Source organism: Kitasatospora sp. NPDC008050 (genome assembly GCF_042957465.1).
In the GTDB taxonomy this organism is placed as follows: domain Bacteria; phylum Actinomycetota; class Actinomycetes; order Streptomycetales; family Streptomycetaceae; genus Kitasatospora.
Genome location: NZ_JBIBIJ010000007.1, coordinates 360,265 through 374,049, shown reverse-complemented (window position 1 = coordinate 374,049; position 13,785 = coordinate 360,265). Strand labels below are relative to the sequence as shown.

General features: G+C 73.7%; 13 protein-coding genes. 10 read left to right on the top strand and 3 right to left on the bottom strand.

Annotated features, from left to right (window positions below; genetic code table 11):
- Positions 1–32 precede the first annotated feature (32 nt).
- The 3 genes from egtD to ACFZB9_RS17200 all read left to right on the top strand — a co-directional run bounded on the left by egtD (position 33) and on the right by ACFZB9_RS17200 (position 2,774).
- Entirely contained in the window at positions 33–1,007 is a 975-nt protein-coding gene (egtD, locus tag ACFZB9_RS17210) for an L-histidine N(alpha)-methyltransferase (RefSeq protein ID WP_391447890.1), read from the top strand.
- 158 nt (positions 1,008–1,165) lie between these two features.
- The gene (locus ACFZB9_RS17205) at positions 1,166–1,867 is read left to right on the top strand and encodes a TetR/AcrR family transcriptional regulator (RefSeq protein ID WP_391447888.1); all 702 of its coding nucleotides are present in this window, start codon (positions 1,166–1,168) and stop codon (positions 1,865–1,867) included.
- A 1-nt stretch (position 1,868) separates the two neighbouring features.
- Positions 1,869–2,774 (top strand): diiron oxygenase, encoded by a 906-nt coding sequence (locus ACFZB9_RS17200; protein ID WP_391447886.1) that lies wholly within the window; start codon positions 1,869–1,871, stop codon positions 2,772–2,774.
- A gap of 13 nt (positions 2,775–2,787) precedes the next feature.
- On the opposite strand, the gene ACFZB9_RS17195 is transcribed toward ACFZB9_RS17200, so the two are convergent.
- Positions 2,788–4,620, bottom strand: a complete 1,833-nt coding sequence (locus ACFZB9_RS17195; RefSeq protein WP_391447884.1) for an NAD-binding protein — start codon at positions 4,618–4,620, stop codon at positions 2,788–2,790.
- A gap of 220 nt (positions 4,621–4,840) precedes the next feature.
- Here ACFZB9_RS17195 and ACFZB9_RS17190 point away from each other — a divergent pair, with 220 nt between their 5' ends.
- The 6 genes from ACFZB9_RS17190 to ACFZB9_RS17165 all read left to right on the top strand — a co-directional run bounded on the left by ACFZB9_RS17190 (position 4,841) and on the right by ACFZB9_RS17165 (position 10,614).
- Positions 4,841–6,541 (top strand): ATP-binding protein, encoded by a 1,701-nt coding sequence (locus ACFZB9_RS17190; RefSeq protein ID WP_391447882.1) that lies wholly within the window; start codon positions 4,841–4,843, stop codon positions 6,539–6,541.
- Positions 6,542–6,611: 70 nt separating this feature from the next.
- Positions 6,612–7,037, top strand: a complete 426-nt coding sequence (locus tag ACFZB9_RS17185) for a roadblock/LC7 domain-containing protein (RefSeq protein ID WP_391447880.1) — start codon at positions 6,612–6,614, stop codon at positions 7,035–7,037.
- Positions 7,034–7,390, top strand: coding sequence for a DUF742 domain-containing protein (locus ACFZB9_RS17180; RefSeq protein ID WP_391447879.1), 357 nt, complete (start codon positions 7,034–7,036; stop codon positions 7,388–7,390). The genes ACFZB9_RS17185 and ACFZB9_RS17180 overlap by 4 nt, the downstream gene beginning before the upstream one ends.
- On the top strand, positions 7,368–8,006 hold the full coding sequence (locus tag ACFZB9_RS17175) for an ATP/GTP-binding protein (RefSeq protein WP_391447878.1): 639 nt from the start codon (positions 7,368–7,370) through the stop codon (positions 8,004–8,006). The genes ACFZB9_RS17180 and ACFZB9_RS17175 overlap by 23 nt, the downstream gene beginning before the upstream one ends.
- Positions 8,003–9,487 (top strand): cytochrome P450, encoded by a 1,485-nt coding sequence (locus ACFZB9_RS17170; protein ID WP_391447877.1) that lies wholly within the window; start codon positions 8,003–8,005, stop codon positions 9,485–9,487. The genes ACFZB9_RS17175 and ACFZB9_RS17170 overlap by 4 nt, the downstream gene beginning before the upstream one ends.
- Entirely contained in the window at positions 9,469–10,614 is a 1,146-nt protein-coding gene (locus ACFZB9_RS17165) for a cytochrome P450 (RefSeq protein WP_391448076.1), read from the top strand. The genes ACFZB9_RS17170 and ACFZB9_RS17165 overlap by 19 nt, the downstream gene beginning before the upstream one ends.
- Positions 10,615–10,675: 61 nt before the next feature.
- Here ACFZB9_RS17165 and ACFZB9_RS17160 read toward each other — a convergent pair whose 3' ends face one another.
- A complete protein-coding gene (locus ACFZB9_RS17160) occupies positions 10,676–11,389 on the bottom strand; it encodes a polysaccharide deacetylase family protein (protein ID WP_391447875.1) in 714 nt (237 codons plus the stop codon).
- Positions 11,386–12,501 carry a glycosyltransferase gene (locus tag ACFZB9_RS17155; protein WP_391447871.1) on the bottom strand — a complete coding sequence of 372 codons (1,116 nt, stop codon included), beginning with the start codon at positions 12,499–12,501 and terminating at the stop codon, positions 11,386–11,388. The genes ACFZB9_RS17160 and ACFZB9_RS17155 overlap by 4 nt, the downstream gene beginning before the upstream one ends.
- Before the next feature lie 557 nt (positions 12,502–13,058).
- Between ACFZB9_RS17155 and ACFZB9_RS17150 the strand changes: the two genes are divergently transcribed.
- Positions 13,059–13,736 carry a response regulator transcription factor gene (locus tag ACFZB9_RS17150; protein WP_391447868.1) on the top strand — a complete coding sequence of 226 codons (678 nt, stop codon included), beginning with the start codon at positions 13,059–13,061 and terminating at the stop codon, positions 13,734–13,736.
- The last annotated feature ends 49 nt before the right edge of the window (positions 13,737–13,785 follow it).

The window sequence follows — 13,785 nt, the reverse complement described above, 5'->3', positions numbered from 1 at the left end:
GCTGGGCCGCACCACGAGAGGACCCCATCCCGATGACCACCTTCGAGCTCACCCGCCTGCTCCCCGCCGACCACTTCGCCCAGGCGCTGCGCGCGGACGTCCGCCAGGGGCTGACCGCCGACGCCAAGTGGCTGCCGCCGAAGTGGTTCTACGACAAGCGTGGCAGTGAGCTGTTCGAGGACATCACCCGACTGCCGGAGTACTACCCGACCCGCGCCGAGCGGGCCATCCTGACCGAGCGGGCCAAGGAGATCGCGAGCGTCACCCGGGCCCGCACCCTGGTCGAACTGGGCTCGGGCTCCTCGGAGAAGACCCGGCTGCTGCTGGACGCGCTGCAGTCGCTGGGCACCCTGGAGAGCTACGTCCCGGTCGACGTCTCGGAGAGCGCACTGCACGAGGCCGGTCGCCAACTGGCCGCCGAGTACCCGGCGCTGGCGATCCACGGAGTCGTCTCCGACTTCACCGCGCGGCTCGGGCTGCCGCGTGCGGTGCAGGCGCCCAAGCTGGTGGCCTTCCTCGGCGGGACGCTCGGCAATCTGCTGCCCGAGGAGCGGGCCCGCTTCCTCACCGCACTGCGGGCCGACCTGGCGCCGGGCGACGCGCTGCTGCTCGGCACCGACCTGGTCAAGGACCCGGCCGTACTGGTGGCCGCCTACGACGACGCGGCCGGGGTGACCGCCGAGTTCAACAAGAACGTGCTCAACGTGCTGGACCGCGAGCTGCAGGCCGGCTTCGACCCGGAGGCCTTCGAGCACGTGGCCCACTGGGACGCCGAGCAGGAGTGGATCGAGATGCGGCTGCGCTCGCGGCGGGCGCAGCGGGTGGCGATCCCGGCGCTGGGGCTGGAGGTGGACTTCGCCGAGGGCGAGGAGCTGCGCACCGAGATCTCGGCGAAGTTCCGCCGCGACAAGGTGGCCACCGAGCTGGCCGCGGCCTCCTTCGCACTGCGGCACTGGTGGACCGACCCCGAGGGGCGGTTCGGGCTGTCGCTGGCCGAACCGGTGTAGGCGGGCCGGCCGTTGCACACCCGACCGGGGTCCCGGCAGTGCGCCGGGGCCCCGGTTTTTCGTGTCCGCCCAAGGGCCTGTCCGGCGGATCTCGCCGGAGGGGCCCAAGGTCTCGCAGGGTCTTGCTGAAGAACTGAATCGCTGCTTCACTTCTTGCCGTGGCCTATCGGAAGACTCCCGCCGTCCAAGCCCGGCTCGACGCCCAGCGCGAGGCGGTGCTGACCGCCGCGACCGAGCTGCTCGCCGAACACGGTTACGCCGCCTGCTCGGTGGCCGCCGTCGCGGAGCGGGCGGGGATCGCCACCGGCAGCGTGTACCGCTCCTTCCCGAGCAAGGCCGAGCTGGTGGCCGAGGTGTTCGGCATCGTGGTCGGCCGGGAGGTGGCGGCGGTGCGCGAGGCGGCCGCCTTCGCCGGCGATCTGCACGCCCAGGTCGCCTCGGTGATCGGCACCTTCGCCGGCCGCGCGCTCGGCCATCCGCGACTGGCGTACGCGCTGCTGGCCGAGCCGGTCGACCCCGAGGTGGAGGCCGAGCGCCTGGTCTTCCGCAGGGCGTTTCGCGACGTGATCGCCGCCCGGATCGCCGAGGGCGTGACGGCCGGCCGACTGCCCGCCCAGGACGCCGAGTTGACCGCGGCCCTGCTGGTCGGCGGGGTGGGCGAGGCACTGGTGGGCCCGCTCGCGGACGGCGGGCGCGCGCCCGACGACCTGATCCCCGCGCTGATCTCCTTCGCCCTGCGCGCCCTGGGCGGCACCCCCACCCACCCCAACGCGGCCACCCACCCCAACGCGGCCGCCCACCGCAGCGCAGCCGACCACCCCGACGCACGAACCGAGCCCGAGCCCGAACCGGAGCCGTAGCATGCGAGACCTCGTCCCCACCGCCCAGGCAGCCCGCGAACAGAACGCCGAACGCCTGCTGCGCGTCTCGGCCAGGCACTCCCACGATCCGCTCACCGAGATCGACTGGCAGGCGCCGATCGATCCCGACCAGTTCGCCCTGCCGCCGCACCGGGTCTCGCTCTACGGAACCCATCTCTGGGAGCAGTTGACGCTCCGTCAGCAGGTCGGACTGAGCACCCACCAGCTGGCCAGCGTCACCGCGGCGGGCATCTGGTTCGAGCTGATCCTGATGCACGGCCTGGTCCGGCACGTCTACGACAGCGACCTGACCAGCCAGCACGCGCAGTACGCGCTGACCGAAGTGGCCGACGAGTGCCGGCACTCCACCATGTTCGCCAAGTACATCACCAGGACCGGCTACCCCACCGCCCGGCCCAGCAGGCGGGCCGAGCGGCGCGGCCGGCTCCATCTGCTGCTCAACGACACCACATTGACCTTCGCGGGCGCGATATTCGTGGAGGAGTTCACCGACGCGATGCAGCGCGAGATGATCCGCGACGAGAGCCTGCAGCCGCTGGCCCGCTCGGTGGCGAGGATCCACGTGATCGAGGAGGCCCGGCACATCGGCTACGCCAAGCCGGAGTTGGAGCGGCGCTGGGCCCGGATGAGCCCGGCGCGGCGAGCGGTGTTCCGCCAGGTGATCGGCGTGCTGGTGTACGAGGCGGTGCTGGAGTGCGTCAACCCGCGGATCTACGCGCTGGCCGGGCTCGACGTCCGGCAGGCCAAGGCGGCGGCCGCCGCCAACCCGCACTGGCAGGCCGCCCGCCGGGACTGGGCGCGCAAGGCGGTCGCCTTCTTCACCGAGCTGGGCATCATCGACCGGCGCAGCGAGGCCATGTGGCGGCGGGCCGGACTGCTGACCTGAACCCGCGCAGGCGCTACGTCGACTCGGCCACCAGCGACTCCGGCGCGGCGTTGTTGAGCCGGGCCAGGCCGCCGCGGGTCGCGACCACCACCACCCGGTCGCCCACCGCGAAGCCCCGGCTGCGGTCGGCGTAGCCCCACTGGTAGCTCTGCGGCGAGCGGGCCAGCCGGACCGCGAGCACCCGCAGGCCCCCGATCGCCTCCACCTCGTTGCGGTTCATCCCGACCAGCGCCCCGCCCTCCTCGGCGACCAGTTCGGCGATCAGCAGCACGTGCCGGAAGACCGAGAGGGTACCGAGCACCTCCCGGCCCATCAGCGCGGCGGCGAAGGCGGGCGCGGCCAGGTAGGAGACGGAGCGCGAAGCGACGTTGCCGAGCGTGGCGTAGACGTGCTGCGCGAAGTCGTCGTCGAACAGGCGGACCACTATCCGGACGTCCTCGCGCAGCGCGCGGGCCTCCAGCGCCGCCTCCAGGTTGACCGCGTCGTCGCTGGTCACCGCGACCACCGCGCGGGCGTGCCGGGCCCTGGCCAGGCGCAGCTGCTCGACCAGCGGCCCGTCCCCCACCACCACCGGGATCCCCAGCGCCCGCATCGCGACGATGCCGCGGGCCAGTGGATCGCGCTCCAGCGCGGCCACCGGCACCCCGCGTTCGTGCATCAGGGTGGCCACCCGGGTGCCGACGTTGCCGAGGCCGACCACGATCACATGGCCGCGCAGGCCCGCGCTCGGCCCGCGTGGCAGCCCGCGGCGCCCGGAGGCCAGCGAGTCGACCACGATCGCGGTGAGCACCGGCACCAGGGCGATGCCACTGAAGGTGATGATCACCTGGGCGACCCGCTGCCAGGGGCCGCCGGTGCCGGCGGTCGGGTCGCCCATCTGGTCGGGCTGGGCGGAGCCGGCCATGTCGAGCAGGGTGAGGTAGAGCGTCCAGCCGAAGTTCCGGTTGAAGTACCAGATGATCAACGCAGAGGTCGCGATCGCCGCGAAGGCGCCGAACAGCACCATCCGGATCCGGACCCCGGTGAAGAACCGCAGGGTGTCCAGGAACCGGTAGAGCAGCCGGAAGCGGAGCGGCACCCGCAGCCGCGGCTCGGTGGGCAGGGTCTGCAGCACGGCCATGCCGTCCGGCTGCCCTGGGCCGCCGACGCCCCTGGACGCCCCCGCGACCGGGATCGGGGCGCCCTCGCCGAAGGCCTGGGCCAGCCGGATGAAGTCGCTGGAGGCCGGTTCGGTCTCCGGCAGCAGCCGCAGCCTGGTCAGGTCCTGGCGGTCGATCCGGTCGGCGGCCACGCACAGGTGGCCGGCGCGCAGGTCCTCGTCGTAGGCGATGTAGAGGTAGCGGTCGCCGACCCGCACCGAGTTGGGGCGGGCCAGTGCGCCGTTGGCGAAGGCCGGTGCGGCGGTGGCCGAGCCGGAGAGCGCGGCGCAGTTCTTCAGCAGCACCTGGATCTGGTCGCCGAGCCGCTGGTTGAAGATCCGCAGCACGATCCGGATCTCCGGGTTGAGGCCCTGTGCGGCGAGCGCGACATGGATGTTGGCCTGATCGTCACCGTCCACCAGGGCGATGCCGCGCGCGCCGCCGGCACCCGCGGCCAGCAGCGCCTCCTGGGTGACGCTGCTGAACTCCAGGACGGCCGCCACGCCGTCGATCCGTTCGATCCTCGGCGCGTGGTCGCGCATCCGATCCGGCACCAGGGCCACCACGGGCACCTCGTAGTGCTCGATCAGTTCCAGGATCAGGCGGTGTGCCAAGGCATTGGCCCCGCAGACGATGTAGTGCTCCCGGAAGCGGAGCGCCATCGGCTCCGCCGCGACCGGGTTCACCCCCCGAGCTACCTGTGTCATAGCCCGGATGGTACTTGCGGATGACCCACATGGGACCGTCCATCATCAACATCGACTACCGATCAATTTCAGCCACTGACGTGGTCTTTACTGTTCACCAGATCACTTACTGAGACAGACTTCTGACATTCAGTCGTCAATCTGGTTAGATGATCCGCGCCTGCCGCTCGCGGGCCTCCTGTGCTGCCCCCACGAACCGTCAGCTCGTGCAAGGAACTTGATGTCGTCACAGATACCGCAGGCGGTGACCTGGAGCCTGGGTGCGGGCTTGCTGGTGGCCGCCGGCCTGCTGATCCGCCAGTGGCTCACCGCCAGGTCCAGGGCCCGGGCCCTGGCCGGACTGCGGGAGGCCATCCGGGCCAGGGACGAGGAGGCGCACCGGCTGGCCACCCGCCAGTTGCCCTCGCTCGCGCATTCCGCCGTCGCCAGCCCGGTCCCCGCCGATCCGGTCACCGTTGATCCGCTGTTGGCCGGAACCGACTACGAGCGCAGCCTGCTGGCGGTCGCCGAGCAGTTCCGCGGCGCGGTGGAGCAGGCCCAGGCACGCGCCGACCAGAACGCCAAGTCCGCGCTGAAGAGCGCGATGCGGTCGCTGCAGGGGCTGGCCAACGAGCAGCAGGTGGCGATCTCCGAGATGCAGGAGCGGCATGACCAACCCGCCGTGCTGCGCGACCTGCTGGAGATCGACCACGCCAACTCGCAGTTCGGGCGGCGGGCGCAGGCCATCGCGGTGCTCTGTGGCTCCTGGCCCGGGCGCCAGCGCGCGGCCTCCTCGCTGAGCGACGTGGTGCGCGGGGCCAAGTCCCGGGTCCGCGACTACAAGCGCGTCGAGGTCCGCACCCAGATCGACCTGGCGGTGGTCAGCCGGGCCGTCGAGCCGGTGGTGCTGGCGGTGGCCGAGCTGCTGGACAACGCGGCCCGGCACTCCCAGCCCAACACCACCGTCGAGGTCAACCTCCAGCCCGCGCACAACGGCGCCTGCATCGTGATCGACGACGCCGGCGTCGGGATGGACCCGCGCGAGGCCCAGTTCGCCGGTCAACTGCTGACCGGGCAGCGCACGGTGGACGTCACCCGGCTCGGCGACCCGCCGCAGTTCGGCTTCGCCGTGATCGGCGTGCTGGCGGCGCGCTACGGGTTCGGCGTCTCGGTGGACACCCGCTCGCCGTACGGCGGGGTGCGCGCCGTGGTCTTCCTGCCGACCGCGCTGCTCAGCCAGATGGCACCCGAGCCCGCCGTCGCCCCCGCGTACGGTGCTCCGCAGCACAGCGTGGCGCCCCAGACCGCTCCGCAGCACACTGCGGCCCCCCAGAATGCTCCCCAGCACACGGTGACCCCGCAGACCACGCCCCAACACAGCGTGGCCCCGCAGGCCGCCGCCCAGCCCGCTGCCGCCCAGCACCCCGCTCCCCGGCAGCCGGCCCCGCAGCCCGCCGCGGCACACGGCGCGGCCTTCGGCCACCAGCCCGCCGCGGGCGCGGGCGCGGGCGAGAGCACCCCTGCCCAGGGCAGCCTCGGCTTCAACAACCGCGGCTACGGGCGCCCCGCCCCGCTGCCCCCGCGCCCCGCCCCGCAGCTCCCGCACACCCCACAGCCCCCGCACGCGGCCCCGGTCACGGCCACCACGCCCGCCCCACGCACCGCCGGCGGCCTGCCCAAGCGCCGCCGGCGCGAGCCGCTGGACGAGGCCCAGCTCGCCGAGGCCCAGCAGGCCGCCGAGGAGTTCGGCGGCGCGGCCCCCGCCGCCGAGCTGCCCGCGGAGTGGACCAGGGACGCGCAGGCCACCGCCCGCCGACTCGGCGCCTTCGCCCGCGGCACCCGGGCCGGGCGGGAGTCCGAACCCGATCTGCCACCCCCGGGCTACGGCCGCCACGCCGCGCGCCCCGACGGCACCACCTCAGACGATCCCTTCACCGGCTGACCCCCTGGCAGCCACCCGCGGCTGGTCCCCCGGCACAGCCGCCGTCCGCCCCCCGCCTAGGAGCCCTGCGATGAACAGCCGGCTGAACAGCCACCCGACCAACGATCTCGGCTGGATGCTCGACGACGTCCTGCTCGTTCCCGAGGCCCGGCACGCGATCCTGCTCTCCGCCGACGGCCTGCTGCGCGCGCACTCGGCGGGCATCAGCCGGGACGAGGCGGACCGGCAGGCCGCCGCGCTCTCCGGGGTCCAGTCGATCAGCCGCAGCACCGCCGGCTTCCTCGGCACCGCCCCGACCCCCTGGCAGCAGACCCTGATCGAGTTCGCCGGCGGCTACGTCTTCCTGGTCGCCGCCGGCCCCGGTGCCTATCTCGCCGTCTCCGCCGGGGATCGGGTGGACATGGAGGCGGTGAGCTACCGGATGCAGAAGCTGGTGGACCGCCTCGGCAAGGAACTGAGCACGCCGCCCCGCCAGGACCTGGGAGCCGTCCGATGAGCGCGGCGCGGCGCGACCGGGGCTTAGTGCGGCCCTATGTGGTGACGAACGGGCGGTTCGAGCCGACCCGCAACACCTTCGACCTGGTCACCCTGGTCACCGCGATGCCGGACCGGCCCACCGCCGGTCTCGGCCCCGAGCAGCGGCGGCTGGTGGAGCTGTGCCTGCACGGCTCGCTCTCGCTCGCCGAGGTGGCCGCACACCTGCACCTGCCGGTCAGCGTCACCAAGGTGCTGCTCGGCGACCTGGTCGACAGCGGCCACCTGATCACCCGGGCAGCCGTGCCACGTGCCCAACTACCCACCTATCAACTGCTCCAGGAGGTTCTGGATGGTCTCCGCGCCCGGCTCTGACACCGTGGCCGGCCCGCTGGCCGCGCCCGCCCCGGAGCAGGTCAGCTACTTGGGCGAGGGCATCCGGACCGCCGTCAAGCTGCTGATCACCGGGCACTTCGCGGTCGGCAAGACCACCTTCGTCGGCACCCTCTCGGAGATCGAGCCGCTGCGCACCGAGGAGCCGATGACCCAGGCCAGCGTGCTGGTCGACGACCTGACCGGGGTGCCGCACAAGGAGACCACCACGGTCGCGATGGACTTCGGCCGGCTGACGCTCAGTCAGAGCCTGGTCCTCTACCTGTTCGGCGCCCCCGGCCAGCAGCGCTTCACCCCGCTGTGGCGGGACATGACGCTGGGCGCGCTGGGCGCGCTGGTGCTCGCCGACACCCGGCGCCTGGAGCACTCCTTCCCGGTGATGGACCTGCTGGAGGAGCACGGGCTGCCGTACGCGGTAGCGGTCAACCGCTTCGACGGCGCACCGGAGTTCGCCGAGGACGAGCTGCGCGAGGCGCTCGACCTGCTGCCCAGCACGCCGCTGGTGACCTGCGACGCCCGCGACCCGGAGTCCGCCACCCTCGCGCTGATCTCACTCGTCCAGTACCTGCTCAGCCACACCGACCAGGAGTCCGCGTGAACGCCCCTTCGCCACCGCCCGGTTGCCCGGCCCACCAGTCGCGGCCCGCCGGATTCCCGCTCTACGGCGAGGAGTTCGCCACCGACCCGGCCGCCGTCTACGCCCGGCTGCGGGCGTACGGTCCGCTCGCCCCGGTCGAGCTCTACCCGGGCACCACCGCCACCCTGGTGCTCTCCTACCAGGCGGCCCTCACCGTGCTGCGCAGCCCGGAGACCTTCTCCAAGGACTCCCGCCGCTGGCGGGGCCTGGCGGACGGCCGGGTCGCCCCCGACAACCCGGCCGTGCCGATGATGGCGCACCGGCCCAACGCCCTGTTCAGCGACGGCGACGTGCACGACCGGCATCGCGGCGCGGTGACCGACTCGTTGGACCGGATCGACCCGAACGCGCTGCGCGGCTACGTCGAGCGCAGCGCCGACCGACTGATCGACCGCTTCGCCGCACGCGGCACCGCCGACCTGGTGGCCGAGTACGCCAGGGCGCTGCCGCTGCTGGTCTTCAACGAGCTGTTCGGCTCCCCCGCACACCTGGGCGACCGCCTGGTGGCCGGTATGACGGGCATCTTCGACGGCGTCGACGCCGAGCGGGCTAACGCCGAACTCACCGGTGCCCTGCTGGAGTTGGTGGCTCTCAAGCGGGCCGAGCCGGGCGCCGACGTGACCAGCTGGCTGATGGCCCACCCGGCCGGGCTGACCGACGAGGAGATGCTGCACCAGCTGGTGCTGCTGATGGGCGCGGGCACCGAGCCGCAGCTCAACCTGATCAGCAACACGCTGCGGCTGCTGCTCTCCGACGACCGCTTCGCCGGCGACCTGGCCGGCGGCACCCTGCCGGTGGACGACGCGCTGGACGAGGTGCTGTGGACCGACCCGCCGATGGCCAACTACGGGGTGCACTTCCCGGTGCGGGACGTCGAGCTGGACGGCGTGCTGCTCCCGGAGGGCGAGCCGGTGGTGGTCAGCTTCGCGGCCGCCAACACGGACCCGGCGCTGGCCGGGCGCGCCCGCGGCGGCAACCGGGCCCACCTGGCCTGGAGCGCGGGCCCGCACACCTGCCCCGCCCAGGGACCGGCCCGGCTGATCGCCGCGGTGGCCGTCGAGAAGCTGCTGGACCGGCTGCCGGACCTGGAGCTGGCCATCAAGCCCGATGAACTCCGCTGGCGCCCGGGGCCGTTCCACCGTGCCCTCGCCGACCTTCCGGTGCACTTCCCGCCGGCCACCGGCACCGCGCCGCTCGCCCACCCGGCGGCCGCCGGCAGCCCGCTCAGCACGGCCGCGGCCATCCCCACCGCGCCCGCCGCCCCGCAGTCGGCACCGACCGCACCCGACAACGCCCTTGGAGGCCGTTCATGGAACCCGACCGCTGCCCCTACCGGATCGACCCGAGCGGGAGCGACATCCACGGCGAGGCCCGCCGCATCCACCAGGACGGCCCGGTGGCCGAGGTGGAGCTCGTTGGTGGGGTGGTTGCGTGGTCGGTAGGCAGCCAGCAGCTGGTCAAGCAGCTGCTCGCCGACCCGCGGGTCTCCAAGAGCGCCCGGCAGCACTGGCCCGCCTTCGTCAACGGTGAGATTCCCGCCGACTGGCCGCTGACGATCTGGGTGGCGGTGGACAACATGTTCACCGCCTACGGCCCCGAGCACCGCCGGCTGCGCCGCCTGGTGGCCGGCTCCTTCACCAACCGGCGTACCGAGGCGCTGCGTCCGCGCGTCGAGCGGATCACCGAGGACCTGCTCACCGCGCTCGCCGCCACCCCCGCCGGCACCGCCGCCGACCTGCGCGAGGGGTACGCCTACCCGCTGCCGATCCAGGTGATCTGCGAGCTGTTCGGCGTCCCCGAGCACCTCCACCCGGGCCTGCGCGCCTGCGTGGACGGCTTCTTCGACACCACCATCACGCCCGAGGCCGCCCAGGCCAACGCCGAGGAGGTCTACCGGATCCTCGGCGAGCTGGTCGCGATCAAGCGCAAGGAGCCGGCCGACGACCTGACCAGCGCGCTGATCGCCGCCCGGGACACCGAGGTGGACGGCGAGGAGACCGCCGAGGGCACCGGCAGCACGCTCTCCGAGCAGGAGCTGCTCGACACCCTGCTGCTGGTGATCAGCGCCGGCCACGAGACCACGGTCAACCTGCTGGACAACGCGATCCACCTGCTGCTGACCCATCCCGAGCAGCTGGCCCTGGTCCGGTCGGGCCAGGCCTCCTGGAACGACGTGATCGACGAGACGCTGCGGGTGCAGTCCCCGGTGGCCAACCTGCCGCTGCGCTACGCACTGGAGGACATCCAGGCCGGCGACGTGCTGATCCGCAAGGGCGAGGCGATCATGGCGGCCTACGCCGCCGCCGGGCGTGACGAGGCGGTGCACGGCACGGACGCGGACGTCTTCGACCTCACCCGCGAGGTCAAGGACCACGTCGCCTTCGGCCACGGCGCGCACTTCTGCCTGGGCGCCCCGCTGGCCCGCCTGGAGGCCGCCGTCGCGCTGCCGGCGCTCTTCGAGCGGTTCCCCGACCTGGCACTCGCCGAGGGCGAGCTGACCTCGATGGAGTCGTTCATCTCCAACGGCCACCGGAACCTGCCGGTGGTGCTGCGCCCGGCCGCCGGCTGACAGCTCCTCGGCCGGCCCCAGGGCCTGTCGTCACAGGCCCGGCCGCCGGCCGAGGAACCGCTCAGATCCCGTGGTCGCGCAGCGGGCCGACCGTGAGCCCGCGCTCCGCGCACAGCTCCAGCAGCCGGGGCAGCGCGCCGAGCGTGGCACGCCAGGACATCGGCGCCGAGGTGCAGTCCGAGTCGTGCAGCAGCACGGTGGCGCCGGCCAGCGGGGTGCGGGTGAGGGTGCGCAGCACCGACTCGGGCGTGGCCGTCGCCGTCCAGTCCCGGCCCCAGTGGGTCCAGAGCACCGGCGTCAGCCCGCTGGTACGCGCCGCGTAGAGCGCCGAGGCGCTCAGCACCCCGTACGGCGGCCGGTACCAGCGCGGCTGCTGCCCGGTGACGGAGGCCACCAGGTCCCGGGCCCGCGCCACGTCCTGGCAGGTGGCCCGGGGCGAGCGGATCAGCAGCGGCCGGTGCTCCCAGCCGTGCACCGCCACCTCGTGCCCGGCGTCGACCAGTTCACGGCCCAGCTCGGGAGCCCGTTCCAGCATCCGGCCGAGCAGGAAGAACGTGGCCTTGGTGCCGGTCTTCGCCAGCTCGGCCAGGAAGAGCGGGGTGGAGTCCGGGTCCGGGCCGTCGTCGAAGGTCAGCGCGACATGGCCCGGGGCGCCGGGGCCGCTCAGCCGCGGGGCGAGCAGCGGGCGCAGCGGGCCGAGCGAGGTGAGCGCGGGCAGGCTGTGGCCCACCGCGAGGGCGCCGGCGGTCAGCGCCAGGGCGCGGGTCGGCCTCACGAGGCCACCTCCAGCATCGTGGCGGGGGCGGGCAGGCCGCCGGCCAGATCGGTCACGAGGTGGTCGGGGCGGGCGGCGGCCCGTCGGCGCGGCGCCGGGCCCTGGGCGAGCGCGTCGGCCAGGCCGCTCCCCAGCCGCTTCTCCTCGCGTATCCAGTCGGCCAGTCCGGCCTCGTCCAGCGCGGCGGCGTTGGTCACCCCGTGCCCCGGCAGGCAGCGGTAGCTGACCACCGGCAGGCCGCTGGCTATCGCCTCCAGCGAGGTGAGGCCGCCGGCGTTCTGCACCACCACGTCGCAGGCCCGCAGCAGGGCCGGCATGTCCTCCACCCAGCCGAGCGCCACCCCGTGACCGGCCTCCGCCAGCCGCCCGCGCAGTGCCTCGTTGTGCCCGCAGACGGTGACCGGCACGGCCCTGCCCGAGGCCGCGATCTCCCGGGCCGTCTGCTCGACCTCGCCGACCCCCCAGGAGCCGGCCGTGACCAGCGCGATCGGGCCCTCGGCGGGCAGCCCGAAGCGGGCCCGCTCGCGCCGGCGCTCGGCCGCCGAGCGGGCCGGGCGGAAGGCCGGGCCGACCAGCGGGTCGCAGATCTCCACCAGGCGGGCGCCGTGGCGCTGCGCCTGGTCGGCGGCGACCGGGTGCAGCGCGAGGTGCAGGTCGATGCCCTCGGCCACCCAGAGCGGGTGCACCGACATGTCGGTGAGGAAGGTGGCCACCGGCACCGTCAGCCGGCCGCGGCGGCGCAGCCGCCCCAGCGCCTGGCTGGCCAGCGGATAGGTGGAGACCATCGCGGCCGTTCCGGCACCGGCGAGCTTCGCGGTCCGCCGGCCGCCGGCCACCGCGAACAGGGCGCCGACCAGCGCCGCGGAGAGGCGGTTCTTCTCCAGGCCGCGCAGCAGCCAGCCCCAGGCCCAGGGCGCGACCTTGAGCTCCAGCGCGTAACTGCCGCGCAGCAGCCGCCCGCAGCCGCGCGGCAGCAGGTCGAGGAAGTCGTGGCACTCGGCGTCGAACCCGGCCGTCCGCAGGCGGCGGACCAGTTCGCGGGCGGCGCCGTCGTGGCCCGCCCCCACGCTCGCGGACACGACGACGATCCGGCGCGGCTGTGTCGACCGCATCAGGCTCCTTCCAGAGCGGGTCGCGGCCGACCGCCGACGGCGGAGACCGCACCCGCGACTCCACTGCGTCTGACGGATGTACGTGGGAGAGCAGGGCGCCCGGCGGCGCGCGGGCCGATCCCTGACCCGCGCGCCGAGCACCCCCGCTCCCCCGTGCCGGGCTCGGTCGGGAACCTGAGGAACCGTCCCCGGCACACCGGTCCGAACCGGTCGGACCGGACGGTCACGGTGTCGACGTCCGCCCCACCCGCCCGGTGGGCCGATCAGACACGTGACGGTAGGCCGCCCAGCGGGAGTCCATGTGGCGGTTGACCGGACACCAGGTGTCCGGCCCTCGACGGGTCGGCCAACTGCGCGCCGAATCGCCCAGGATGACCGGGATGCCGCTGATCGGCGCCCGGGCTGTCACCCGCCCCAGGGCCCGTCCGGCGGATCGTGCCGGGCCGGGCCTGGTGGACTGCTGCGGCACAGCATGGGCGGCGCTTGCTGAAGCGGGGCTGAAGGCAGCTGAAGCGGTCTTCAGCAAACGCCGAGGACGGCCTGGGATCCTGGTCGGTATGCGGGTACTGGTGGTGGAGGACGAGCGGCGGCTGGCCGCGGCGCTGCAGCGCGGGCTGCAGGCCGAGGGCATGACCGTCGATGTGGCCCACGACGGGCCTCAGGGCCTCTGGCTGGCGGGCGAGCACGACTACGACGTGATCGTGCTGGACATCATGCTGCCCGGCGTCAACGGCTACCGGGTCTGCGCCCGGCTGCGGGCGGCGGGCAACGAGGCCGGCATCCTGATGCTCACCGCCAAGGACGGCGAGTACGACGAGGCCGAGGCGCTGGACACCGGGGCCGACGACTTCCTCTCCAAGCCCTTCTCCTACCTGGTCCTGGTGGCCCGGCTGCGCGCGCTGGCCCGGCGCACCGGGCGGCGGCGCCCGCAGTCACTGGAGTTCGGCGATCTGGTGCTCGACCCGGCCCGGCACAGCTGCACCCGCGGCGGCACCCCCGTCAAGCTGACCGCCCGCGAGTTCGCCGTGCTGGAGTACCTGGCACAGCGGGCCGGCGAGGTGGTGGCCAAGCGCGAGATCCTGGAGCAGATCTGGGACAGCGCCTTCGAGGGCGACCCCAACGTGGTCGAGGTGCACATCAGCGCGGTGCGACGAAAGATCGACGCGCCGTTCGGCCGCAGCGCGCTGGAGACCGTGCGCGGTGTCGGCTACCGGCTGGCGGCCGACGGTGGCTGAGGCGGCGGACGGGGCGGTTGTGGCGGGGGACACGGCCGCGGACAGAGCT